Below are 23681 nucleotides of genomic sequence, written 5' to 3'. Positions count from 1 at the left end.
TAAAACACTGACGTCACCCGCTGCATGGCTTCCATTTTTTCCTCGGTTGAAAAAATATAGGCATCCTGTCTTTGCCCCTAGATCCCCAGAAAAGGAGATTTGCGACCCGAGGTAACGCCTCGGGCCCGTGGAAAGCAGAAAACAACTCGGCATCTTGTCCTCCGGCTGTACTCGGCAATCCGGGTTCCGGGGCTGCATCGTCAAGTTCTGGACCTGAGACGTCCTGCGCGCATACAGCCGTGCCCGATAATACAAACGCAGTGGCAGGTGCGGGTCATGTGATCGCTTGAACCAATTTCCCAATCTGTTTCAGCAATCAGGTGTTTCTCCTTATTTGGTCCTCGGCGCTGCGGGCTTTCGGGCAGTTACGAGTTGGAAATAAAGGTTCATACGCAAGCAAGTTTGGTTGAACTTGCCGCTATGCGGTCGCCAACAACGCATCGGAAAGCTCGTATTCTGACAGGGCACCCGGTGCACCTATTGCAACAAGCCTTGTTTCGCGTTTTCGGCGGCCCCATACCCCATCCCTTGCGATGTCCATACGTTTTCCAACGACCTGAACGAGAATGCGATGATCCGGGTCCTCCTCGCTAAAAACAAAACCCTTGAGGCGATAGACATCGCCTGGAAGCTTTCGAATTGCGTTCCGGAGAGAAGATAGGCTTATTGGGCGTTCAGCTTTCATCATGGTTGTTGAGAAACTGTCCGAGTGATCAGAGTGGTCACAACCACAATCTGGTCCATGTTCGTGATGATCGGGTATCGCTGTTTCGAGCTGTTCGGCGGCAAAGCGACCAACGGAAAGAAGTATATCCAGTGGGACGTCGGCATTGACAGCTTCGACCAGGCGATATCGACGGAAGCGAGACCCAAGCCAATCGTGCACCTTCTGAACAGCTGCCCTGTCGACGAGATCGACCTTGTTTAAAATAACCATGTCCGAGAACGCGATTTGACGGAGCTTCAGTTCCATTTGTTCCGGCGCGGCAAATAGCTGTTCCGCATCGACAAGACACATTAGGCTGTCCAAGCGGATCATGTCCCGAAACTTCTGATCGGTAAATGTCATCGCGATAGACGACGGGTCGGACACACCACTTGCCTCAAGGATGATGTATTCCGGCTTCTCAGGCCGGGCAAGTACGGCTTCCACCGTTTCGATCAGGTCATCTCGTATCGAGCAACAAACGCAACCATTAGCCAGGCTCATCACATCATCTTCGAGGCCGACTACAAGATCGGCATCGACATTGATGGATCCAAAGTCATTTACCAGAACCGCAACCCGCAACCCGTGATTGCCTGTCAGGATGCGGTTCAATAGTGTTGTCTTACCGGCTCCTAGAAAGCCGGTAAGGATCGTCACGGGGATCGCAGAAGTCGAACCAAATTCAATCATCGTTCGATCTCCTCTCAGTCTTCATCACGCGTGCCGATTACATCCGAAACTTTGATGGTAAAGTCCTGCGGCCAGTCCCCGCCGGGTGCTCGGAAAACGTCAGTTGGGTAGTACTCGCGTGGATCAATCTCCATATCTCTGTACTTCTGGTCTTGCTGATCTGCTCGGGTGAGCCTCGGGTTCGGTAGTGTGATTTCATCCGGAAGCTCAATACGTCCGGCCTCGGCTGCCGCAGCCAGTTCCCGGAATGGCGGAACGGTACCGGATTTTCCGGGCAGTGCAGCTTTCCTGTACCAAATTGCATCCTTGGTCACGTTCACAACGGCTACATCGAGACCCCATTGGAACAGACCGTCGTAATGAGCGCGAATACCAGCCAGCATTTCAGCGTCGATGTCTTCGTCTTGCGTGTAGTGTGTCACCATTCCCAAACGCGGCCTTGTGTCAGCAAAGAGCTTACCCACGGCATAGTGGGAGGTGTGATGCGTATCGATGGTGTAGTTAAAGAGATCCTGTGGGATACCATATTTGTAGGTCATCAGCTGACCAATATCCTGTCCCGACATTTCGGTTACAAAGACATCAACACCTTCGCCGTATTTACGTGAAAGCTCATCCGGGCGACCATCGCCGGTCCATACAAAGCTCAGCCCGTTCCAATCGAGCCGATAGCCAACCGCACCGTCCTTGGCGTGGCTTCGTGGCCAGGACCTAACAGTCACGCCATCTTCGTCATAAACGATGCCGCCTTCCTGACGGAAATCGAATTCGTTGACTTCGATCTCGTAGCCGTCCCCAATCGGGAACACATCAAAGGCCTCCAGATGCCATTTGAGCATCTGTTGCATGCCTTTGACCATTCCGGCGGTCCCAAGTTCCGGTGTCCGACCAGAGGGACCGTGAATGCGCAATGGCGTGTAGCCACCCGACCAGGCACGGAATGGGTAAATATAGGGAATATCGGCGTAGTGGTCGACATGCAGGTGAGAGATGAAGATGTCGTTGATCAGTTGCCCAGGTACTTGCATGGCAATGATGTTGCGGACACAACCGGATCCAAAATCGAAAAAGAACCGCTTTCCATTCCCCAACTCCACCATGATACAAGTACCCGCCTGATCTTCGCGCGGTGGATACGGTGTTGAACCACAGAATGAGATGCGCATCTCATCTGGCCCCAACTCCTCACTCAGTGGAAAATAGTTCGCGTTTGAACCGGTCATGTACTTCGTCGGGCGGAAGTACTCTGGCAATGATATGCCGCCTGCGGGTCGACCGCCATATGGGTTCTTGAGTGTTTCTCCCAGGGGGCCATCTCCTTCGTGGGCCTCGGCACTTCCTGCCGCAAACCCAGCTGCCCCTGTCGCGGCCGCTCCAGTGGCCAAGCCCTTTAGAACACTCCGCCGCGACGGGTCTTCGATTTGCTCTGTTGGTTGCCCCTGTTTGTTGTCCAGGTCTTTCCCAGTGTCTTCCTTAGTCATGGACCAGTCCTCAGTTAGAAGTGTTGCGAAGGCTTCGCTTCACCATCCGGCGAAGCTCGTTGATCAGCTCAGATTTGATGTGGGTCCATTCCGCGCGCTCTGGGGCTGGTATTGATGTGTCATCCAACAGTGCCGATACTTTCTTCAGGTCTTCGATTGCCTCGCTGAGCAACGCATCCGTTTCGTTAAACCCTGAGAGCGCATCGGAAAGCTCTGGAAGCTCGTCACTCAGTTCCCAAGTCACTGGATTATCCATGGTTCCCACTATCTATTCTCAGATCAAGATGAGTGCGGTTGACGATGCAGTCCAAGTGAGTCACCGTGAGTTGGGGGTGAGTTTGCTTTGAACCAAGCTAATGAATTGCCGATAGATCAAGATATTGCACCGCCATCGCCGGAGCTTGTCCGACAGGCACTTCAGAGCGTTGTTTCAAGCGTCGCGTTCCAGGCTTCGCCGCGACTCCAGCAATTTATTACTTACGTGGTCGAAGAAACTCTCGCTGGTCGCGGCGCCCAAATCCGTGGCAAAGCAATCGCAGTCGAAGTTTACGGTCGAAGTATTGATGGCACCGGTGGCCGAAATCTCGTTCGCGTTGAAGCCAGACGGCTGCGTCGACTGCTTCATGAGTTTTACGAAGATCAATGGAACGGCAAAGGGGTTCGCATTTTTGTTGATCCGGGTGGATACAAGCCACGGTTTTCGCAAAAAAATACGACAGCATACGACACTTCAGAGGTACCGAGTAGCGATGTGCTAGCAGAACATCCGCGTTTGAAAAAAATGCTGCCGCTTGGACTGGGTTGTCTTGTATTGATTGCTGGAATTGGCTTTTGGCTGGCTCAAGATAGCAATGTGGTTCTGCCCCCAACCCAATCCCTAGGACAGGCTGAAAGAGCAGCCCTTGGTGAGCAGTCCTTGACGAGACTTCAGGCGGCTAACCTTGCGGATCAAGCCAGAGGAATGTTTTTTCCTGTTTTCGATGTCAAACGACAGCAAATAGCATTGGGAATGTTCCAACATGCCACAGAGTTGGACCCGGCACTTTCCGATGGCTACGCCGGATCGGCACAAGTTCTGGCGACTTTGGCTATTTTGTCCCCCGACACAGCGCAAAGAGATGACCTCATCAGCAAGGCTTCGGAGATGTCGGGAAGGGCGCTTGATCTGTCTCCGACAGATGCCTGGGCAAACGGCGCAAACGGTTGGGTATTGGCTGCCAAAAATAATCCAGTCGAGGCTAAGAAATATGCAAGAATGTCCGTCGAACTTGCTCCGAATGATGGTCATATCCTGGATCTTGTCGGCATCACAGCCATCCTGGCTAACGCACCGGAACTTGCTGCCGAGGTTAGCAATCCCGAAAGACTAAGGTCAGGATCGGGCCGCTTTGGCGCACGTAATATTTGGGGTGTATCGCAGCTTATGCTCGGGAATTACGAAAAGGTTGTCGAAGCATTTCAAGGCGCGCCCGCTGCCGGTGCGCCCGTAAGTGCTCCGTCGCTCCTATTCCAGGCCGTTGCGCAGGATCAGCTGGGACATTCGCAAGAAGCACAACGACTGGTCACTGAAATGCGCAAAACGTGGCCTGAGTTTCCATCGGAGTTTCTCGCCGGCAGGATCTTCCACAATGATGACGCAACGCGGCAAGCGATACTTGATACTCTGACTAGATACTGATCAAACACGTCGTATCGCAGCCGATGCAAAGTGTTCTAGGGTCAATCCTTGATGTCACATTCAGAGGTACAATGCGACGTTGAACTCGAATGATTGGTCTTGGTCCGAAGGCTTTACAGCGTTGAAAGCCATTGAAGATTGCAAGAATTGACGGATCCGGACGGCTCTGCACAGCCCGCTTTCTGCGCATCGGAGACATTTGCGAAAGTCCAAGCAAGAAAGGCTGCATGGAACCCAAGGTTCCTAAGGAGGACCTTTGCGGGATTCAGCAACGCAAGGGGCCGTAACCGCAAAGACTACGCCAAAAGACTGAACTATTTTGCACGATTTACTTGCGACAATGCGCGGCTCGAGAAACGCGTTCAATTGATTGTAGTCACCGCACTTCTTCCTCAACTAAAACCGGGCGCCTCTCAATCAAGGATGCATCCTGATTGGATACATTCAACCCTGATCATATGGCAGCAGTTCATTTGCAGGCTGGTGATAGGCCCTCGCCTTAAGAATAGAGATCTCCGTAGTTGCTGGGTGAGCGCGTCCAAGCCGGCGCGCTCACTTTGCTTGGCATAGCCTGTCGCTATGGGGTTAAGAGCGATGTATCACTCTGCAGCGACTGCTTCCTCTTCCAGTGCCGGATAATCGGTATACCCTTTTTCATTGCCGCCGTAGAGAGTGGTTGGATCGAGCTCATTCAGTGCGGCGTCTTTCTCCAGCCGGTTGACAAGATCCGGGTTGGAAATAAACGGCCGACCAAAGGCCACCAGATCGACGGCGCCGGTCTCGACCGCTTCAATCGCCATGTCTCGGTCATAAGCGTTGTTGCCCATTTTAACTCCGTCAAACAATTCATAGAGCGCCTTTAGGTCACCACCTTCAGGAATATCGCGCGGGCCGCCGGTCTGCCCTTCTACGAGATGGAGATAGGCCAACCCATAGCTATTCAACAATTTGATCGCATGCGAGAATGTCGCCTGTGGGTCGCTGTCGGAAATGTTGTTTGCGTCCGAGAACGGGCTGAGGCGGACACCGACGCGGTCTGCGCCCCACACGTCGACAACAGCGTCCATCACCTCTTTCAAGAATCGCGCTCTATTCTCAACAGGACCACCGTATTCGTCTTTACGCTTGTTCGACCCGTCGCGCAGGAACTGATCGATAAGGTATCCGTTGGCTGCATGGACCTCTACACCGTCGAAACCAGCCTCTTTGGCGTTTTCCGCGGCCCTCCGGTAGTCCGCAACAATGTCAGCAATTTCTTCGATGGCCAGAGCTCGCGGTTCAGAAGTTTCAACAAACTGCTCACCATCAAACGTCTTGGCCTTAGCGCCAATTGCGGATGGCGCGACAGGGGCTTCACCACCCTCCTGCAAGCTGTAATGCGAAATCCGTCCGACATGCCAAAGCTGGATCACGATCTTCCCGTCTTTGGCATGGACGGCCTCAATCACTTTTTTCCAGCCGTCGATTTGTGCTTTGGAATAAATGCCGGGCGTCCAGGCATAGCCTTTGCCTTGGGGCGAGATTTGCGATGCTTCCGTGATGATCAGACCAGCAGCTGCCCTCTGCGCGTAGTACTCGGCCTGCAATTCATGGACACTGTCATCCTCAGCTCTTGCCCGGTTACGGGTAAGTGGCGCCATGACAATGCGGTTCTTCAGCTCGATTGCACCAGCTTTGATGCCCGAGAACAGTTTTTCATCAGCCATTGCTGCTTCCTTCTTTGGTAAACTTCGTTCAGATATTATTGGACCAACTAGTCCAATATTGTGCTCACTGTCTCTTGTTTGAGTTTGTGTTAGGTTTCATTTCGTTATGGTGGCGGAAGACCTTATGGCGAAATCACCAACCGGGCTTGTTTCAGGGTTTGCGATATCTGCTCAGCGGGAACGCCCGCCTTACGCAAGGCTAGCGTGCCAATAGCAAGGGAGGCATAGGCGCGCGCCCTGTCGAGCGCCAGACTCGGATCTGAAGGCTCAAGCGCTTCCGCAATAATTTTGTCAATGCTCTCCAAATGATGTCGCCCGAGATCGGCCACTTCATCATCATGCGGGGCAAGCTCGGTAAGGCAGTTGATCAGCATGCAGCCGTCACGACCTCCTTGCGGATTCGCCAAGGCTTCCATTATCGCGCCGACGGGGTCATTTCCGCCCGCGTCCGCGACGTCGCGCAAAGCTTTCAAACCACGTCTTGAATAGTGGCTGAGGGCTTTGCGAAACAAAGCCTGCTTATTTCCGAAGGTTCCATAAAAGCTGGAACGGCTCAAACCCATGGCCTTGGTCAGATCGTCCACCGACGCGGCCTCGTAGCCCTTGTGCCAAAATACGCACAAGGCTTTTTCCAAAGCATCGGCTTCGTCAAAGGCACGAGGCCTACCCGGGCCTGCGGGCGACTTGATGTCGGCAATTGGAAGGGTTTCTTTGTTCATGGCATAGATGTGGAATGATCAGTCCAGAATTTCAAGGGACCAGTCAGATAAAGCTGTTCATCCGACTTCATTCGCAGGTCTGTTCGGCAAAGGAACTTGCTACCACATGATGTAGGCGTGCGCATAACGCTGCATTCCTAACATTTATTTTTTTCAGAAAATCTGGGGGTCTTCGCCCATATTTTTACGCAGCATTTGCGCATAAGTTTGCACGATTTGCCCAAAAGTTTGCGCGGTTCACTATACACGCTCAAACTTCGATTGTCGTAGCGTAATTCTATCAACTTTAACGCATTAAAACTCAATCAAGAGTGCAATCTGACTAGTATAATTCAACCCAAAACCGAACAACACAACTCAATTGAGAGGTCGCGGCAGATCCCTTTCAATGTAGCGCGGCTCGGTCGGCCCTAAATGTCCACTCACCGTGGCTCAACCAAACAACGGTTCATATTTCCATAGACATTTCGTGCCAAGTCATTCCTCCATGATCAGAGCTTGATGGCCGAAGATACTTGTACCCAAATCTCTGATAGAGAGGGACGTGATGCTCTTTACACATAAGGAAGATCGCGGATTTGCCCATTTTCCTCATGCGGTCGACGAATTCATTCATCAATGCCCGCGATAGGCCTATTCCTTGATGCGCCGAATCCACGACGACAGACATAATAACAACATTTGGCGCGCCAGGGTCATGCCCTACAAGTTCTTTGAATTCCTCATCAGACATTTCGACGTTGTACGCACATCCGCAATTCACAAAGCCAACAATCTCACCTTCGACCTCAAGAACAAGGAAACCATCGGGATAGACTTCGATTCTCTTTGCTATCTTTTCGAGGGTAGCTGCTTCGTCGCCTTCATAGGCATCAGTCTCGATCTCAAAGCATCGAATTGCATCAGAGGGTTGGGCATTTCGAAATCTGTTCATGTACTTACACTATTAGCGATAGGTGAAGTTGCATAGCCGCCGTTGGTTCCGCTCGCACTATTGCTCAATCTACGCTCGGCGCAGACTCTCTCTGCGCTTACCCCTAACGGCAGCTGTGCGGGCAATGTTGCCCTAGGCGCGAACACATGCTTTTCATTCCACAACAGAGCAGCGCGCTCTTTACCGTACTCACTAGCGCATCTAGTAAAACTGATCTGCCCGCTGGGACGACCCGGCCGAGTAAGGGCGTTTTTCAGGACGACCTGGCAAATTAGAGGTCGAACATGACAACTAAAACCAAACAAGCCAGGAAACTGATCGAGGGTAGACCTGCCCTGATCGTAATCGACATTCAAAAGAGCACGTTTATTGATGACAGCGAAGTACGCTCCATCGACAACATGCCGGGCTGCAAAGAGCGCATGATCGCCGCGCGTGATTTGGTTGATGCCGCACATGAGAACAAAGTGCCAGTCATTTTCATCCAAGAAATCCATCGTCCCGATAGGATAGACTTCGGCCGTGAACTGGATGGTGACGAAGACATACACTGTCTCGAAGGTGATCCAAGAACGGAAGTTGCAAAAGATGAGATGGGATATCGCAAAAGTGACTACATCGTCCCGAAGCGGCGGTATTCTGCGTTTTTTGGAACCGATTTCGAAATCCTGCTGCGCGGTTTAAAGGTAGAAACACTTGTGTTGTGCGGCGGGCTGACAGATGTTTGTGTGCACTACACATTCGTCGATGGTCACCAATCAGACTACTTCTGCCGCGTTGTAGAGGACTGTGTTGGCGGGTCATCTGTCCAAGCCCATGAAGCTGCTCTCAAAGCCATGGAGTATCTACAAACCGGCGCTGTTCAGAACCGGGAAGCAGTGATCAAGGCCATCTCGTCGCTCTAAATTGCAATCGAAACGTTAGTGCCAGTTGGGATGCATAGTTTATTGGGTGCAGAAACGGGCAGAGATTTTTGTCGCTTGGCCGCTCCGGCTTGGCCTACACCATGATCAGAAATCCAGATTCTCAACACTCAAGGCGTTTTTCTGGATGAACTCCCGACGAGGTTCCACGACGTCACCCATCAACTTGGTGAACAGATCATCCGCCTCGACCATGTCATCCACGCGCACTTGCAGCAGTGTCCGCGCATCCGGATCCAGTGTCGTTTCCCACAGCTGGTCAGGGTTCATCTCACCCAGACCTTTGTAGCGCTGCAAGGACAGGCCTTTTTCACCCTCTTCCAGAATGGCGCGCAACAAGTCCAGCGGACCGTGGATCATCTGGCTGCGATCACGACGGTTCAAAGTGGCCGGAGAGTTGTAGATCTCTTGCAGGCTCTGCGTAAAGCTTCCGGTCTTGCGCGCCTCGCCCGAGCGCAGCATCGGGCCATCCAGCGTGCGGACCTCTTCGACACCGCGCAGGATACGGGCCAGCCGGATGCCGTGATCCTGTGTGATCCGACCCTGCCAACCGCGTTCGTATTCCAACGCGATCAGATCCAGCCGTGCGGCGACTTTGTCAGCCACACCTTGCAGATCGGCGTCCACTGCACCCGGCACGAAAGCCCCAGCCACGGCGGCCTGTTCCAGAATATGACGCGGATAATGCGTTGGAAACGCGTCCAGCACACGTTTCAACTGGCGCGCTTCGTCCACCACGCGGGTCAGGTCCTGGCCGATGATTTCCTCACCCGAGCCGAGTTTCAGAACCGCGCCTTCGACGCCCTGATTGATCAGATAGTCATCCAGAGCGGCCTGATCCTTCAGGTAAACCTCTGACTTTCCGCGGGAAACCTTGTACAGCGGCGGTTGTGCGATGTAGAGGTACCCGCCCTCGATCAGCTCTGGCATCTGCCGATAGAAGAAGGTCAGCAACAGGGTCCGGATATGCGCGCCGTCCACATCCGCATCGGTCATGATGACGATCTTGTGGTAGCGCAGCTTTTCGATGTTGAATTCATCGCGGCCAATGCCCGTACCCAGCGCCATGACGAGGTTGCCAATTTCCTGAGACGACAGCATCCGGTCGAACCGGGCGCGTTCCACGTTCAGGATTTTCCCCCGCAAGGGCAGAACCGCCTGCGTCAGACGATCCCGGCCGGTCTGTGCCGATCCACCAGCCGAGTCACCCTCGACCAAGAAGACTTCGGTTTTCGATGGATCCTTCTCGGAACAATCCTTCAGCTTGCCCGCCAGATAGTTCACATCCATCGCCGTCTTGCGCCGGGTCAGCTCGCGCGCCTTCCGCGCAGCTTCCCGGGCCAACGCAGCCTCGATGATCTTGCCGACGATATTCTTGGCCTCGTTGGGGTTTTCTTCGAACCACTCGGCCAGTTTTTCATTCATCAGACCTTCGACGGCCGGACGGACCTCGGAGGAAACCAGCTTGTCCTTGGTCTGGGACGAGAATTTCGGATCGGGCACTTTCACCGACAATACGCAGGTCAAACCTTCGCGCGCATCGTCACCGGTGAAGCTGACCTTTTCCTTTTTCGCAATCCCGCTGGACTGCGCATAGTTGTTGATCGTCCGGGTCAAAGCCCCCCGGAACCCAGCCACATGGGTCCCACCGTCGCGTTGCGGGATGTTGTTGGTGAATGGCAGCACCGTTTCGTGGTAGCTGTCATTCCACCACATGGCGATCTCGACACCGATATCGTCGCGCTCGCCCTTGATATAGATCGGCTCGGGCATGGCCGGCGTTTTGGATCGGTCGAGGTATTTCACGAATTCCTTGACGCCGCCCTCGTAGAACAGCTCGGTCTCCAGCCGCTCGGCAGGGCGTTCGTCGATCAGGATGATCCGCACGCCCGAGTTCAGGAAGGCCAGTTCGCGCAGCCGTTTTTCCAACGTCTCGAACGAGTATTCGAGATTCGAGAACGTGTCGGTCGACGCCAGAAACCGCACTTCGGTTCCCGTACGATCGCCGCATTCGCCGACAACCTTCAGATGCTCTGCCGTTTCACCACCCTCAAATCGCGCCACGTGCTCTTTGCCCGCGCGCCAAATGCGCAGCTCCAGCCAATCCGACAGGGCGTTTACCACCGAAACACCCACGCCATGCAGGCCGCCCGACACCTTGTATGAGTTGCTGTCAAACTTGCCGCCCGCGTGCAGCTGGGTCATGATGACCTCTGCCGCAGAAACGCCTTCTTCCGGGTGGATATCAACCGGAATTCCGCGGCCGTTATCGCTGACCGAAACGCTGGAATCCGCGTGAATTTTCACGGTCACATGGTCGGCGTGACCCGCCAGCGCTTCGTCAATTCCGTTGTCGACGACCTCATACACCATGTGGTGCAGGCCCGATCCATCATCCGTGTCCCCGATATACATCCCGGGGCGTTTGCGAACGGCTTCTAAGCCCTTGAGAACTTTGATGGAATCTGCGCCGTATTCTTGAGGAGCCTGTGCGTCTTCGGACATTCAGTCAGTACCTATATTATTTTGGTACCTTATACGTTTTCTGGTGGGGATTGTCACGCGATCCCCCAATATTTTGTGTGTGCTCGGGTCGTTTTCTGCCCATCCGAATCCACCTCATAACCGGTCGATGTCAGAAGCGATATCCGCCGCGATTTCCAGCGCATCGACATCCTTGCGTTCGGCCGACAACCGAAGCCCCAGAATGTCCGACTGATACCGGGCCGCCAGCCGATCCGGGTCATGTTCAGGCCGGATTTCACCGGCAGCCTGGGCGCTGCGAAACAGGTCGGCGAAACACGCCTTCATTTCCGCCATGTGAAGCGCGGCCTGATCCGCAAGCGCGTGATCCTTCGCCTGCAACTCGGCATATGTCTTTGCCAACATGCAAGCCTTTGCCGGGTTCTCGACCGCCTCGATGACCAAACGAGGTTGCGCCTTGAGCGCTTCCTTCGGCCCCAGTCTTTCAGCAAGGGCTTTCAGGCGCGCCACGCCTTCTTGCGTGTAGCTTTCCAGCGTCAACGCATAAAGCGCATCCTTCGACCCGAAAGCCGCGTAGAAACTGCCGGGTTTCAGTTTCAATTCCCGCTCAAGGTCCTTCAGCGACGTACCAGCCCAGCCCTGACGCCAAAAGATGTCACGGGCCTTCTCGATCAACGCGTCGCGATCATATGCGGGTTTACGGGGCATCGGCATCACCAATTTTTGAACGTTCGCTCAAATATATACTTGAGTGATCACTCAAGAAACCCTAAATACCACCCATCGCGCCAGAAACAGGAGTTCCGACATGGCCACTTTCCCGTCTCATGATATCGAATCCGCACCCGAAGCATCCAAACCACTGCTGGAAAAGTCCCAGGCCGCCTTTGGCCGTTTGCCGGGCCTGCACAAGGTGATGGCAGAAAGCCCACAGCACCTTGAAGGTTATCAAGTTCTGCACAGCCTGTTCTTGCAGACCGATTTCGACAACAATGAGAAGACCGTCGTCTGGCAGACCATCAATGTGGAAAACGAATGCCATTACTGCGTGCCCGCGCACACCGGCATCGCAAAGATGATGAAGGTATCAGACGAAATCTCCCAGGCTCTGCGCAATGAAACCCCACTGCCTTCGCCCAAACTCGAAGCGCTGCGCACCTTCACCCTGCAAGTGATGGAAACCCGTGGCAACCCGACCGATGAACAGCTTCAGGCGTTCTTCGACGCGGGCTATTCGCATCGCGCGGTTCTGGACGTGGTGCTGGGCCTGGCACAAAAAACCATGTCAAACTACGTCAACCACATGGCCAAAACACCAGTCGATGAAGTCATGCGCGGTTTCCTGTGGGAGCGCAAAGTCAACGAACCGGCCTAAGCCGACACCACCGACCCCTCATCGCCTTCGGTGACGATCAGCGTCTGGGCCCGGTCACCCAACTCCTCAAACAGTTCAGGCCCGGTGCCCGTCATCCAGGCCTGAGCACCCAACGCACAAATTTCGTCATAAAGTGAAGCGCGCCGACCCGCGTCCAGATGAGCAGCCACCTCATCCAGCAATACGATCGGTGGCGCACCCACCATTGCGGCCAAAGCTCGGGCATTGGACAGGATCAATGAAACCAGCAGCGCCTTCTGCTCACCGGTCGAACAATCCTTGGCGGGAACACCCTTGGCAGCAAACACGCCATACAAGTCTGACCGATGCGGCCCAACCAAGGTCCGACCCGCAGCCAAGTCCCTGAACCGGCTTTCATTCAAAGCCTCGCGCAAATCCTCAGCCGTTTCCGGCATCGCGCCTTCGGTCTGCACCAATTCCAACTCGGCAGACGGAAAAGCCGTTTCCGCCTGGTCCTGCGCCACCCGCAGATGGCTCAACGCCGCCAATCGCGCTGCGTGGATACGATGCCCCATCTCGGCCAGCTGACCCTCAAGCGCAGCATACCAATGCGCGTCCCGAACCTGCTCTTTCAGCAAACGGTTCCGTTCGCGCATCGCTTTTTCGTAGGTCAGCGCGGCCTCTGCATGAGACGGATCAAAACTGAGCGCAATGCGATCAAGAAACCGGCGCCGGCCTTCGGCCCCTTCAATCCACAGGCGGTCCATGGATGGAACCAGCCAGACCACCCGGGCAAGTTTCCCCAGATCAATCTGGGTGGCGGATTTTCCGTCAATCCTCACCTGCCGTGCTGCACCACCCTCAGACCAGGTTTCGATTTCGAAATTCTGACCCTGCGATTGCAACAGTCCCGACAGTTTCCAGCCCAAAGCCTCGGGCCGCCGCGTCATCTCGGCCGCGCTTGCCCGCCGCATTCCGCGACCGGGTGAAAACAAGGATACCGCTTCCAGAATATTGGTCTTGCCCGCCCCGTTCGGCCCGTGAATCGCCACCGGTCGCCCGTCCAGAGACAACCGCGCCAGCTTGTGAGACCGAAAATGCGAGACCGTAAGCTCGGTCAGGGCCAATCCCATGACCCCTCCCTTCATCTTTTCAAAAATACTCCCGCCGGAGGCATCGCGCGTCCGCGCGATCAGACGCGCATTGGCATGACGACGTAAACCGCACTCTGATCATTGCCTTCGCGCATCAGGGTCGGATCGCCAGCTGAATTGAACATGAACACCGCATTCTCTCGATCCACCTGAGACGCGATCTCCAGCAGATATTTGGCATTGAACCCGATCTCCAGACGCTCATCACCATAGGCGACGGCCAGTTCTTCCTCGGCCGCGCCACTGTCTGGCGCGTTCACCGACAGGACCAGCTTGTCGCCATCCAGTTGCAGCTTCACCGCACGCGAACGCTCGGAAGACACCGTTGCCACCCGGTCCACGGCCTGTGCGAACTCGGCAGCATCCACTTCCAGCTTGCGCGTATTCCCTTGCGGGATAACGCGCGTGTAGTCGGGAAAAGTGCCATCGATGACCTTCGAGGTCAGCGTGATATCCGGCGTGGCGAAACGCACCTTGGTTTCGCTGACCGAAACCGCGATATCCATTTCATCATCGTCCAGCAGCTTGCGCAGCTCGCCCACGGTTTTACGCGGGACGATAACGCCCGGCATGCCCTCTGCACCATCCGGCAAATCGGCATCGATCCGAGCAAGCCGGTGGCCGTCGGTGGCCACGCAGCGCAGTACCTTGCCGCCATCGGATCCGTCGGCCACATGCATGTAGACACCATTCAGATAATACCGTGTCTCTTCTGTTGAGATTGCGAATTTCGACTTGTCGAACAGCCGTCGCAGCAGGGCAGCCGAAGCCGTGAAATTTGATTGATACTCCGAGGACGCCATGACCGGGAAATCCTCTTTCGGCAGCGTCGCCAACGAGAAATTTGACCGACCGGCCTCAACCGTCAGACGCCCTGCCGCGCTGTCGGCGGTCAGCGTGACCAACGCTCCGTCGGGCAGTTTTCGCACGATCTCGTGCAAAGTGGTCGCTGCCACGGTGGTGGAACCGGCTTTCTCGACCTGCGCCGGGGCTTTGTCGACTACTTCGATATCCAGATCGGTCGCGCGAAACAGCGCCTGATCGCCTTCCGCCTCGATCAGGACATTGGCAAGTATGGGAATGGTATTGCGGCGTTCTACAACGGATTGGGCCTGCGAAACGGCCTTGAGAAGGGTGCCGCGTTCGATGCTGATCTTCATACCCTCAATTCCTCTGACTTGCGTACCGACATGGGCGGGACTGGCACGTTAGCGGTTCCACCCTGAGGCACAAGGATTTTTTACGGATTTCTGGGTTGGATTGCGTCCAGCGTCAAGGGCAGCGTGCCTGACGAGCACCAGTTCTGATCCAACCGTGGACTAATGCGCACAAGAAACGCCCCGGGTCCGAGGAACCGGGGCGGTTTCCTAGACTACAGGCGCGGATCAGGCTTCAAGCGACCGGCGCAGCATTTCCACATCTTCAGCGATCTGGCCGTCGGTCAGCTTCAACTCTTCAATGCGCTTGACGCCATGCATGACCGTCGTGTGATCGCGCCCGCCAAAACGGCGGCCGATCTCGGGCAGCGACCGGCTGGTCAACTGCTTGCACAGATACATCGCCACCTGGCGCGGACGTGCATAAGAGCGTAGGCGCTTCGGGCCGATGATGTCAGAAAGCCGGATGTTGTAATACTCGGACACCTTCCGCTGGATCTCTTCAACGGTGATCTTGCGTTCCGAGGCGCGCAGCACATCCGCCAGACAATCCTGCGTCAGTTCCATGTCGATCTCGCGACCAACCAGCGAGGCAAAGGCGAACAGACGGGTCAGGGCACCTTCCAGCACCCGAACATTGGTCGAGATGCGATGCGCCAGAAATTCCAGAACGCCATCAGCAATCGCCAGGTCCGGATAGGATGAGCTGTATTGCTGCACCTTGTTCTGCAAAATGCCCAGACGCAGTTCATAATCGGTCGGGTGCAGGTCAACCACCAGACCACATTGCAGGCGGGATTTCACCCGATCTTCCAGATCCTTGATCTCACCCGGGGCGCGATCGGCCGAGATGATGATCTGCTTGTTCTGGTCCACCAGCGCGTTGAACGTGTGGAAAAACTCTTCCTGAGTGGAATCCTTGCCGGCGATGAACTGCACGTCATCAACCATCAAAACGTCAACCGAACGGAACAGGTGTTTGAAATCCATCATCCGACGCTCGCGCAGGGCCTGCACGAACCGGTACATGAACTGTTCCGCCGACAGGTACAGAACATTGAGTTCCGGATGTTTGGTTTTCAGCTCCCATGCGATGGCATGCATCAAGTGGGTCTTACCCAGCCCTACGCCGCCGTACAGAACCAGCGGATTGAAGGTCACCGGCCCGCCCTCGGATACCCGACGCGCAGCCGCATGGGCCAGTTCATTGGGCTTGCCGACGACAAAACTGTCAAAGGTAAAGCGGGAATCCAACGGGGCAGCCTGAAGCGATTCCAATGTATCCTGCGCCGGGTCCTCACTCGGCGCTGCGACAGGTTCAGGCTTTGCCAACGGTGGCGTGTCGACAGCTGGCTTGGGCCGGGCAGGTGAGTTTGCGGCGACGCGGAAATCCAGACGCTGCACAGTTTCACCTGCGGTGTTCAGCTCGTATAAAATGAGGTCCGCAAAATTCTGGCTGACGTAATTGCCCATGAAATTGGTCGGCACCGAGAAAACCGCCACGCCGTCCTGAAGCTCCTTGAATTCCAAAGGCTCGATCCAAGTCGTATAATTGTTCCGACCGATGGCCTTCAGCAACTTGTTACGCAGTAGTCCCCATTTCTCTTGTGTCATTAAGCGCCTCACGCATCCCATTCTTATTGGCCTGTCAGCCTTATTCATACGAAGCCGGTTTCCCGGTGTTGTATTCACACGCAATAGGTATCGATTCGCCAAACCAGTCGGCTTGGCGGGACCATCCCGAAGAGCTCGGCAACCCCAGTTCTGACGCTCAGCAATAACGGAACGTCCCGAAAATCGGGTTGCACGTCGCAATCTCAATTTTTAGACAGGGCCAAGATCACCGGTTTTATTCCGGCTTTCATGGCAGATCGGCAGCCTGGCTCAAGCCAGTCGTCGACAATTGTCCCCTGATCGCTCTGATGCCCGTCAGTTCGATCGGGAAAACAGCCTGTCCCCCCAAGCGAGTGAATCGCTGACATCAGTCGTAGCAATTCCGAGAGGGGCGCGGCAACGAAACTCTGATATTGACTCGGGTCTTTGGGCGAAAGAATCTCTCGGTTTTGTGAAGGCGCGGTTTTCTGGCAACACGAAAAAAGGCGCCGTGATGTGCGGCGCCTTTTCAGAATGGTTCAGCCTTTCTGACGTGACCTTGGGTCACCCCAAAGCTTAGCCCAGTGCTTTGACGCGCGAGGACAGGCGCGACATTTTACGGGCAGCAGTGTTCTTGTGGAAAACACCCTTGGTGACGCCGCGCATCAGCTCGGGCTGAGCCGCACGCAGAGCAGCAGTCGCCGCGTCCTTGTCGCCGGATGCGATCGCTTCTTCGACTTTACGCAGATAGGTGCGGATGCGCGAACGACGCGCTTTGTTGATTGCAAAACGCTTTTCGTTCTGACGAGCGCGCTTTTTTGCCTGAGGCGAGTTTGCCATGTGGATCTGACCTTCGTTCGGTACGTTAATCTTGGGTTGCGCGCCACGGGCATATCCGCACCGGATCAGAAATCACGAGTGTGAGTCGGGCCAAGCGGGCCGCACGCGCATGTATAACGGGGGTCTTTAGCCAAGATTCGAGAGATTGCCAAGGTGATTCTTGGAACCATGGCCAAGAATATGGGGCGGGCTTGAAACACCCGCCTCAGAGGTCCCGCGCTTTACTTGTCGCGGAATTGCGCTGTGCGCTTTTCCAGGAACGCGGCCATGCCTTCCTTCTGATCTTCGGTTGCGAACATCGAATGGAAGACACGACGCTCGAACAACATGCCTTCACTCAGCGGAAGCTCGTAGCTGCGGTTCACCGCTTCTTTCGCGGCCATTGCGGTCAGCTGCGATTTCTCGGCAATCTTCTGTGCTGCGCTCACGGCTTCTTCGATCAGCTTCTTGGCCGGCACCACCCGGCTCACGAGACCTGCGCGTTCAGCTTCGTCCGCATCCATGAAACGCCCCGTCAGGTTCATGTCCATCGATTTGGATTTACCCACAAACCGTGTCAGACGCTGACTTCCACCCAATCCGGCAATGACGCCCAGATTGATCTCGGGCTGGCCGAATTTCGCGGTGTCCGCCGCGATGATGAAATCGCACAGCATGGCAAGTTCACATCCACCGCCCAGCGCATAGCCCGCAACGGCCGCGATGATCGGCTTGCGAATCGCGGTCGCACGATCATTCGCATCGGCAAACAGGTTGATGTTGTAGACGTCGACAAAACTCATCTCGGACATTTCCCTGATGTCCGCGCCGGCGGCGAAGGCCTTGTCCGATCCGGTTATCACGATGCAGCGCACCTTGTCGTTGCTGTCCGCATCTTCCAGCGCGGTGCAGAGCTCACCCAGCAACTGGGTGTTCAACGCGTTCAGCGCATCCGGTCGGTTAAGTTTGATAAGTGCGACGTGGTCTTCGATTTCGACGATGATCGTCTCAAAAGCCATGAGGAGAAAGCTTCCGGTTGTTCCGTTCAGGTACGATTCCTTACCACGCGAAAAACTTGGATCAAGCTATCTTTGGCATTGCGCACAATAGAAGGATGAGCGACCGGACTGGGTGATTCTCTTGATCGGCGCTCCGCACCCTTCGGTCCGGCAGGCCTCGCCCTCGCGGCCGTAGACATCAAACTTGTGCTGAAAATATCCAAGTTCTCCATCGGCTTGGCGGAAATCCCGCAGCGAAGACCCACCGGCTTCGATGGCGTCCTGCAACACCTGCCGGATGATCGGAACAAGCGCCGCCACGCGGGGTGCGGAAATCTGTCCGGCTTTGCGACGTGGCGACACTCGGCCGCGATAAAGAGCTTCGCAAACATAGATATTGCCCAGACCGGCAACGATTCCCTGATCCAGCAGGGCGGATTTGACAGGGGTGTTCTTGCCTTTGAACGCCTTGATCAGATGTTGGTCGTGAAAATCGTTGCCCAAGGGTTCAGGCCCCAGAACCGACAGCAGCTTGTGATCTTCGGCGTTGGCCGTTTGCAACAGGTCCATCGCGCCAAACCGGCGGGGATCGTTGAAGGTGATGCGCGCGCCGTTGGCCATATGAAAGACCACATGGTCATGTTTTTGCACGGCGGGATGGTCATGGACGAATTGCCCCAACGGGTCACCCGACACCGTCATCCGCCCCGACATACCCAGGTGGATCAGCAACGTCTCACCGCTGTTGAGATCCGCCAGAATGTATTTCGACCGCCGCCGCAGCCGCTCCACCCGCTGCCCGGTCAGCCGTTCGGCCATACGTTCGGGGAACGGCCAGCGCAGATCGGGGCGGTTCACATCAGCCCGTTCGATCACGACCCCTTCCATGGCGGGACTCAGGCCGCGTCTTACTGTCTCGACCTCAGGTAATTCGGGCATTACAGGGCTCCTAATTCAAAGGGCCGCATTGTGCCCGCCTCTCTTGGCCCTATAACAGAGGCGAAATTCGACAAACGGCAAGGCAAATGTCCGACAACATCGACAAGACCACTCATTTCGGTTTCGAAACCGTCCCCGAGGCCGAAAAGGCCGGGCGCGTGCAGGGCGTTTTCAACTCGGTTGCCTCGAAATATGACGTGATGAACGACGTCATGTCGATGGGCATCCACCGGGTCTGGAAGGACGCGATGATGGACTGGCTGGCGCCACGCCCCGGCCAGCGGCTGCTGGACGTGGCCGGCGGTACGGGCGACATCTCGTTCAGGTTCCTCAAGCGCGCGGGTCACGGCCACGCCACGGTGCTGGACCTGACCGAGCCGATGCTGATCGAAGGGCGGCAACGTGCCGAGGCAGATCAGATGTCGGACAGCCTGAACTGGGTCGTGGGCGATGCCATGGCCCTGCCCTTCGAAGACAATACATTCGATGTCTACACGATCTCGTTCGGCATTCGGAACGTCACCCGCCCGCAAGAAGCTTTGAACGAGGCTTACCGCGTGCTGAAACCCGGCGGCCGTCTTATGGTGCTGGAATTCAGCCAGCTGCCCAATGAGGGGCTGCAGAAGCTCTATGACCTTTACAGCTTCAACGTCATCCCGCGCATGGGAAAACTGATCGCCAATGACTATGACAGCTATCAGTACCTGGTCGAATCGATCCGAAAGTTCCCCGATCAGGAAACGTTCCTGAACATGGTTCGCACAGCAGGCTTTGAAAACGCCAAATACCGCAACCTGAGCATGGGTATCGCTGCGCTGCATTCCGGCTGGAAGATCTGACACATGCGTGGTCCCCATAACATCATCCGCCTGATCCGCACAGGCGCCACGCTCGAGCGCACAGGCGCCATGAACGTGGTACTGGATGCGTTCGAAGCCCCGCGCGCCGTTCGCATTCTGGCCCACGCATTGGGCAAACCCTTTCAATTGCTTGGCTACAAAGGCGACCCCGGCATGCCACCGGCCACGCGCGCCCTGACGGCGCTTGGCCCCGCCTATATCAAATTCGGGCAAGTGCTCTCGACCCGCCCTGACGTCGTCGGAAATGAACTGGCCGAGCAACTGCGCGTTCTGCAAGACAAACTGCCCCCTTTCTCCAAAGCCGACGCGATGGCCGAAGTCGAGAAAGAACTGGGTCAGCCGATCTCAGACATGTTCAGCGAATTCAGCGAACCGATTGCCGCAGCCTCGATTGCGCAGGTTCACAAGGCCAAGCTGACCAGCACGGGCGAGGATGTCGCGGTGAAAGTCCTGCGTCCGGGGATCGAACGCGCGTTCCGCAAAGATGTCGATGCGTTCTATTTCGCCGCCCGGATCGTCCAGCTCTTCGCCCCCGGCGCGCGCCGTCTGCGACCGGTGGAGGTGATCGAGCATTTCGACGGTGTCGTACGCGGCGAACTGGATCTGCGTCTGGAAAGCGCGGCGGCCTCCGAATATGCCGCCAACACAAAGGACGACACCGGCTTCTGGCTGCCCCCCGTTGTGTGGTCACTGTCCGCGCGGCGCGTCATGACGCTCAGCTGGGCGGACGGGATCGCGCTGGGTGACAATGATGCCCTGGATGCCGCAGGTCACAACCGCAATGATCTGGCCGAACGTGTCCTGCGCCTGTTCCTTCTGCATGCCCTGCGCGACGGCTTTTTCCACGCCGACATGCACCAGGGCAACCTCAAGGTCGCCGCGAACGGAGACATCATAGCCTATGACTACGGCATTATGGGTCATATCGATGAATACACGCGCCGGGTCTATGCCGAAATCCTGTTCGGTTTCATCCGCCGCGATTACAAACGCGTGGCCGAGGTGCATTTCGAAGCCGGCTATGTTCCCGCCAACCAGGACGTGGACGAGTTCGCCCGCGCCCTGCGTGCCGTGGGCGAGCCGATCTTCGGCATGGACGCCACGCATATCTCGATGGGGCGGTTGCTGAGCTATCTGTTCGAAGTGACCGAACGGTTCGGGATGGAAACACGTACCGAGCTGATCCTGCTGCAACGCACCATGGTTGTCGTCGAAGGCGTTGCGCGCTCACTCGACCCTCATATGAACATCTGGGAAGTCGCCCGACCCGTGGTCGAAGACTACATCAAACAGTCCATCGGCCCCCGGGCGGCCCTGCGTGATTTTGGGAAAACCGCAATGGTGCTGGCCCGCTTCGGCCCGCGTCTGCCGGCACTGGTCGAAAACGCACTGATCGCGCAGACCCAGAAGGACGAACCGCAGACGCCCACCCTTTGGTCCTTTGCTCTGCCCGCCACGATCGGCGCCGCAGCAGGTGCGGCGCTGGTCTTGCTGATCAACGCGCTCAGCTGAACCAACCGCCTGCTTCATCTGGCCACAAATATCCTCGGGGGGAATCGCGCCCTGGCGCGATGGGGGGCAGACAGCCCCCCGCACCCCATCCGGGTCAGAGCCGCTCGATGGCGATGGCAATCCCCTGACCACCCCCGATGCACATGGTGATCAACCCTTTGGATCCGCCGGTACGTTCCAGCTCGTACAGTGCTTTCAGCGTGATGATCGCACCCGTGGCCCCCACCGGATGCCCCAACGCAATCGCACCGCCGTTGGGGTTCACCTTGCTCGCGTCCAATCCAAGCTCCTGATTCACGGCCAGAGCCTGCGCAGCGAAGGCTTCATTGCTTTCGATCACGTCGAAATCTTCCGCTGACAGGCCCGTCTTCTTCAACAGGTTTTGCACTGCCGGAACTGGACCGATGCCCATGACTTCCGGCCGCACGCCTGCATGCGCATAACCAATCACACGCGCCTTCGGTTTCAAACCGGCCCTTTCGGCCGCATCCGCTGTCGCCAGCACCATCGCCGCCGCGCCGTCATTGATGCCCGAGGCATTGCCGGCTGTCACACGCCCGTCCTTCTTGAACACCGGGCGCAGACCGGCCAACGCTTCGGCGGTCGTCGCCTTTGGATGCTCGTCGACTTTGAAATCGACCATGTCCCGCTTGACCTTGACCTGTACCGGAGTGATCTGGCTGTCGAAGTACCCGGCCTCGATCGCCGCTGCCGCACGTGTCTGGCTGTCCAATGCGAACGCATCCATCTGCTCGCGGCTGATCTGATGCTCATCCGCCACGTTTTCGGCCGTCACCCCCATATGTCCGGTGCCGAAGGGGCAGTTCAACGCGCCCAGCATCATGTCTGGCGAGGTGACGTCGCCCATCTTTGCACCCCAGCGCGCCTGCGGAACGATATAGGGGCTGCGTGACATGCTCTCTGCTCCGCCTGCCACCGCAAAGTCAGCATCGCCCATCATCAGGGACTGCATGGCTGACACGATCGCCTGCGCGCCGGATCCGCACAGGCGGTTCACGTTCATGGCCGGCGTGCCATTGGGAATGCCCGCCTGCATGGCGGCGACGCGCGACAGATACATGTCACGCGGTTCAGTGTTGATCACATGACCGAACACCACATGCCCGATCTGCGCCCCCTCGACCCCCGATCGCTCAAGCGCCGCTTCGGTCGCGACAGTGGCCAGATCAATCGGCGCGGTTGAAGCCAGCGCACCACCAAAGGTGCCAATTGCGGTGCGGGCACCGTCGAGAATAACTATATCGCTCATGAGCTACTCCTCCTGAATTTCGCTGCATTATGCATGCGCAGAATGGCACTGTCGCCCCAGACGTCCCGTCACGGCGGGAATTGACATTGCGTTGCGCAGCCCCCATGGATTCCGTCATGACGGAAGACACAGACGATATCCTGAACCTCCTGCCCGCCCGCCTGAAAGAGGCACGACGCGCCAAAGGCCTGTCCCTGGAAGCGGTCGCCAATCTCAGCGGTGTGTCCCGGTCCATGGTCAGTCAGATCGAACGCGGAGAAAGCAGCCCGACGATCTCGACCTTGTGGAACCTGACACGCGCCTTGCAGGTGGATTTCGCCGGTCTCTTGGAGGGCACAAAAGCCACGGACCAGATCGAGGTGCTCAGAAACTCCGAAGTGCCCAGCATCGACAATATGGGGCAGAACTGCCGAATTCGCATCCTGTCACCGCCGGAAGAGGCCGGGGGTCATGAAGTCTATGATATCGAATTCGACGAGGACGGGGCCCTGAACAGCCAACCCCACGCCCGCGGTGCCCGTGAACAGCTCACCGTGCTGGAAGGCGCGGTCAAAGTCACTTCAGGCAATGCGGAGTCCGCGTTGAACCAAGGGGACACGGCCCGATACGCCGCCGACATTGCGCATTCCATCTGTGCCCAAGGGCCAGCCCGGGTATTTCTGATCGTAAAAAACGCCTGACATCCGCGAAATTCCGCCTTCACGGATATTTTTCCTTCA

General features: G+C 56.4%; 21 protein-coding genes. 6 read left to right on the top strand and 15 right to left on the bottom strand.

Annotation, left to right across the window (positions count from 1 at the left end; all coding sequences use genetic code 11):
* Nucleotides 1-418 precede the first annotated feature (418 nt).
* From ACR0E2_RS17040 to ACR0E2_RS17030, 3 genes are read right to left on the bottom strand one after another with little or no spacing between them, the layout of a single operon-like run.
* Nucleotides 419-1399 carry a CobW family GTP-binding protein gene (locus ACR0E2_RS17040; protein WP_480447281.1) on the bottom strand — a complete coding sequence of 327 codons (981 nt, stop codon included), beginning with the start codon at nucleotides 1397-1399 and terminating at the stop codon, nucleotides 419-421.
* Nucleotides 1400-1413: 14 nt separating this feature from the next.
* On the bottom strand, nucleotides 1414-2880 hold the full coding sequence (gene gntH / locus ACR0E2_RS17035) for a guanitoxin biosynthesis MBL fold metallo-hydrolase GntH (protein ID WP_216600366.1): 1467 nt from the start codon (nucleotides 2878-2880) through the stop codon (nucleotides 1414-1416).
* A 10-nt stretch (nucleotides 2881-2890) separates the two neighbouring features.
* Nucleotides 2891-3136, bottom strand: coding sequence for a hypothetical protein (locus ACR0E2_RS17030; protein ID WP_152456619.1), 246 nt, complete (start codon nucleotides 3134-3136; stop codon nucleotides 2891-2893).
* 87 nt (nucleotides 3137-3223) lie between these two features.
* On the opposite strand from ACR0E2_RS17030, the gene ACR0E2_RS17025 reads away from it, so the two are divergent.
* On the top strand, nucleotides 3224-4558 hold the full coding sequence (locus tag ACR0E2_RS17025; RefSeq protein WP_480447280.1) for a tetratricopeptide repeat protein: 1335 nt from the start codon (nucleotides 3224-3226) through the stop codon (nucleotides 4556-4558).
* 599 nt (nucleotides 4559-5157) lie between these two features.
* On the opposite strand, the gene ACR0E2_RS17020 is transcribed toward ACR0E2_RS17025, so the two are convergent.
* The 3 genes from ACR0E2_RS17020 to ACR0E2_RS17010 all read right to left on the bottom strand — a co-directional run bounded on the left by ACR0E2_RS17020 (nucleotide 5158) and on the right by ACR0E2_RS17010 (nucleotide 7917).
* The gene (locus tag ACR0E2_RS17020; RefSeq protein WP_480447279.1) at nucleotides 5158-6264 is read right to left on the bottom strand and encodes an alkene reductase; all 1107 of its coding nucleotides are present in this window, start codon (nucleotides 6262-6264) and stop codon (nucleotides 5158-5160) included.
* A 122-nt stretch (nucleotides 6265-6386) separates the two neighbouring features.
* On the bottom strand, nucleotides 6387-6983 hold the full coding sequence (locus ACR0E2_RS17015; protein WP_171120716.1) for a TetR/AcrR family transcriptional regulator: 597 nt from the start codon (nucleotides 6981-6983) through the stop codon (nucleotides 6387-6389).
* A gap of 448 nt (nucleotides 6984-7431) precedes the next feature.
* Nucleotides 7432-7917 carry a GNAT family N-acetyltransferase gene (locus ACR0E2_RS17010; protein ID WP_480447278.1) on the bottom strand — a complete coding sequence of 162 codons (486 nt, stop codon included), beginning with the start codon at nucleotides 7915-7917 and terminating at the stop codon, nucleotides 7432-7434.
* 284 nt (nucleotides 7918-8201) lie between these two features.
* Between ACR0E2_RS17010 and ACR0E2_RS17005 the strand changes: the two genes are divergently transcribed.
* Nucleotides 8202-8822, top strand: a complete 621-nt coding sequence (locus ACR0E2_RS17005) for a cysteine hydrolase family protein (protein WP_480447276.1) — start codon at nucleotides 8202-8204, stop codon at nucleotides 8820-8822.
* Nucleotides 8823-8927: 105 nt separating this feature from the next.
* On the opposite strand, the gene gyrB is transcribed toward ACR0E2_RS17005, so the two are convergent.
* Both gyrB and ACR0E2_RS16995 read right to left on the bottom strand, forming a co-directional pair.
* Nucleotides 8928-11345 (bottom strand): DNA topoisomerase (ATP-hydrolyzing) subunit B, encoded by a 2418-nt coding sequence (gene gyrB / locus ACR0E2_RS17000; protein ID WP_152456615.1) that lies wholly within the window; start codon nucleotides 11343-11345, stop codon nucleotides 8928-8930.
* 114 nt (nucleotides 11346-11459) lie between these two features.
* Nucleotides 11460-12032, bottom strand: coding sequence for a TetR/AcrR family transcriptional regulator (locus tag ACR0E2_RS16995; RefSeq protein WP_480447274.1), 573 nt, complete (start codon nucleotides 12030-12032; stop codon nucleotides 11460-11462).
* Nucleotides 12033-12132: 100 nt separating this feature from the next.
* Between ACR0E2_RS16995 and ACR0E2_RS16990 the strand changes: the two genes are divergently transcribed.
* Entirely contained in the window at nucleotides 12133-12699 is a 567-nt protein-coding gene (locus ACR0E2_RS16990) for a carboxymuconolactone decarboxylase family protein (RefSeq protein ID WP_480447272.1), read from the top strand.
* Here the strand turns inward: ACR0E2_RS16990 and recF are convergent.
* From recF to mutM, 6 genes are all read right to left on the bottom strand, one after another.
* Nucleotides 12696-13793, bottom strand: coding sequence for a DNA replication/repair protein RecF (gene recF, locus ACR0E2_RS16985; RefSeq protein WP_480447270.1), 1098 nt, complete (start codon nucleotides 13791-13793; stop codon nucleotides 12696-12698). The genes ACR0E2_RS16990 and recF overlap by 4 nt on opposite strands.
* A 59-nt stretch (nucleotides 13794-13852) precedes the next feature.
* A complete protein-coding gene (gene dnaN, locus ACR0E2_RS16980) occupies nucleotides 13853-14974 on the bottom strand; it encodes a DNA polymerase III subunit beta (protein WP_171727033.1) in 1122 nt (373 codons plus the stop codon).
* 225 nt (nucleotides 14975-15199) lie between these two features.
* Entirely contained in the window at nucleotides 15200-16585 is a 1386-nt protein-coding gene (dnaA, locus tag ACR0E2_RS16975) for a chromosomal replication initiator protein DnaA (protein ID WP_480447268.1), read from the bottom strand.
* Nucleotides 16586-17140: 555 nt separating this feature from the next.
* Complete coding sequence (rpsT, locus tag ACR0E2_RS16970; RefSeq protein WP_152459792.1) at nucleotides 17141-17404, bottom strand: 30S ribosomal protein S20; 264 nt, start codon at nucleotides 17402-17404, stop codon at nucleotides 17141-17143.
* Between the two features lie 221 nt (nucleotides 17405-17625).
* Nucleotides 17626-18402 carry an enoyl-CoA hydratase gene (locus tag ACR0E2_RS16965; RefSeq protein WP_480447266.1) on the bottom strand — a complete coding sequence of 259 codons (777 nt, stop codon included), beginning with the start codon at nucleotides 18400-18402 and terminating at the stop codon, nucleotides 17626-17628.
* Between the two features lie 66 nt (nucleotides 18403-18468).
* On the bottom strand, nucleotides 18469-19320 hold the full coding sequence (gene mutM, locus ACR0E2_RS16960) for a bifunctional DNA-formamidopyrimidine glycosylase/DNA-(apurinic or apyrimidinic site) lyase (RefSeq protein ID WP_480447264.1): 852 nt from the start codon (nucleotides 19318-19320) through the stop codon (nucleotides 18469-18471).
* Nucleotides 19321-19406: 86 nt separating this feature from the next.
* On the opposite strand from mutM, the gene ubiE reads away from it, so the two are divergent.
* A complete protein-coding gene (gene ubiE / locus ACR0E2_RS16955) occupies nucleotides 19407-20159 on the top strand; it encodes a bifunctional demethylmenaquinone methyltransferase/2-methoxy-6-polyprenyl-1,4-benzoquinol methylase UbiE (protein WP_171641914.1) in 753 nt (250 codons plus the stop codon).
* Nucleotides 20160-20162: 3 nt separating this feature from the next.
* Nucleotides 20163-21692 (top strand): 2-polyprenylphenol 6-hydroxylase, encoded by a 1530-nt coding sequence (ubiB, locus tag ACR0E2_RS16950; protein WP_480447262.1) that lies wholly within the window; start codon nucleotides 20163-20165, stop codon nucleotides 21690-21692.
* Nucleotides 21693-21786: 94 nt separating this feature from the next.
* Here the strand turns inward: ubiB and ACR0E2_RS16945 are convergent, their stop codons facing one another.
* The gene (locus ACR0E2_RS16945; protein ID WP_480447260.1) at nucleotides 21787-22962 is read right to left on the bottom strand and encodes an acetyl-CoA C-acyltransferase family protein; all 1176 of its coding nucleotides are present in this window, start codon (nucleotides 22960-22962) and stop codon (nucleotides 21787-21789) included.
* 116 nt (nucleotides 22963-23078) lie between these two features.
* On the opposite strand from ACR0E2_RS16945, the gene ACR0E2_RS16940 reads away from it, so the two are divergent.
* Entirely contained in the window at nucleotides 23079-23642 is a 564-nt protein-coding gene (locus tag ACR0E2_RS16940; protein WP_480447258.1) for a helix-turn-helix domain-containing protein, read from the top strand.
* The last annotated feature ends 39 nt before the right edge of the window (nucleotides 23643-23681 follow it).

It is taken from the genome of Ruegeria sp. A4 (genome assembly GCF_056543025.1).
Note: the sequence above shows the minus strand (reverse complement) of the source record. Positions and strands in the feature narration are given on the sequence as shown.

What these genes read in the sequence shown, in the direction of transcription:
- ACR0E2_RS17040 (WP_480447281.1), bottom strand. Translation starts at nt 1,399, where the DNA reads ATGATTGAATTTGGTTCGACTTCTGCGATCCCCGTGACGATCCTTACC.
- gntH (WP_216600366.1), bottom strand. Translation starts at nt 2,880, where the DNA reads ATGACTAAGGAAGACACTGGGAAAGACCTGGACAACAAACAGGGGCAA.
- ACR0E2_RS17030 (WP_152456619.1), bottom strand. Translation starts at nt 3,136, where the DNA reads ATGGATAATCCAGTGACTTGGGAACTGAGTGACGAGCTTCCAGAGCTT.
- ACR0E2_RS17020 (WP_480447279.1), bottom strand. Translation starts at nt 6,264, where the DNA reads ATGGCTGATGAAAAACTGTTCTCGGGCATCAAAGCTGGTGCAATCGAG.
- ACR0E2_RS17015 (WP_171120716.1), bottom strand. Translation starts at nt 6,983, where the DNA reads ATGAACAAAGAAACCCTTCCAATTGCCGACATCAAGTCGCCCGCAGGC.
- ACR0E2_RS17010 (WP_480447278.1), bottom strand. Translation starts at nt 7,917, where the DNA reads ATGAACAGATTTCGAAATGCCCAACCCTCTGATGCAATTCGATGCTTT.
- ACR0E2_RS17005 (WP_480447276.1), top strand. Translation starts at nt 8,202, where the DNA reads ATGACAACTAAAACCAAACAAGCCAGGAAACTGATCGAGGGTAGACCT.
- gyrB (WP_152456615.1), bottom strand. Translation starts at nt 11,345, where the DNA reads ATGTCCGAAGACGCACAGGCTCCTCAAGAATACGGCGCAGATTCCATC.
- ACR0E2_RS16995 (WP_480447274.1), bottom strand. Translation starts at nt 12,032, where the DNA reads ATGCCCCGTAAACCCGCATATGATCGCGACGCGTTGATCGAGAAGGCC.
- ACR0E2_RS16990 (WP_480447272.1), top strand. Translation starts at nt 12,133, where the DNA reads ATGGCCACTTTCCCGTCTCATGATATCGAATCCGCACCCGAAGCATCC.
- recF (WP_480447270.1), bottom strand. Translation starts at nt 13,793, where the DNA reads ATGGGATTGGCCCTGACCGAGCTTACGGTCTCGCATTTTCGGTCTCAC.
- dnaN (WP_171727033.1), bottom strand. Translation starts at nt 14,974, where the DNA reads ATGAAGATCAGCATCGAACGCGGCACCCTTCTCAAGGCCGTTTCGCAG.
- dnaA (WP_480447268.1), bottom strand. Translation starts at nt 16,585, where the DNA reads ATGACACAAGAGAAATGGGGACTACTGCGTAACAAGTTGCTGAAGGCC.
- rpsT (WP_152459792.1), bottom strand. Translation starts at nt 17,404, where the DNA reads ATGGCAAACTCGCCTCAGGCAAAAAAGCGCGCTCGTCAGAACGAAAAG.
- ACR0E2_RS16965 (WP_480447266.1), bottom strand. Translation starts at nt 18,402, where the DNA reads ATGGCTTTTGAGACGATCATCGTCGAAATCGAAGACCACGTCGCACTT.
- mutM (WP_480447264.1), bottom strand. Translation starts at nt 19,320, where the DNA reads ATGCCCGAATTACCTGAGGTCGAGACAGTAAGACGCGGCCTGAGTCCC.
- ubiE (WP_171641914.1), top strand. Translation starts at nt 19,407, where the DNA reads ATGTCCGACAACATCGACAAGACCACTCATTTCGGTTTCGAAACCGTC.
- ubiB (WP_480447262.1), top strand. Translation starts at nt 20,163, where the DNA reads ATGCGTGGTCCCCATAACATCATCCGCCTGATCCGCACAGGCGCCACG.
- ACR0E2_RS16945 (WP_480447260.1), bottom strand. Translation starts at nt 22,962, where the DNA reads ATGAGCGATATAGTTATTCTCGACGGTGCCCGCACCGCAATTGGCACC.
- ACR0E2_RS16940 (WP_480447258.1), top strand. Translation starts at nt 23,079, where the DNA reads ATGACGGAAGACACAGACGATATCCTGAACCTCCTGCCCGCCCGCCTG.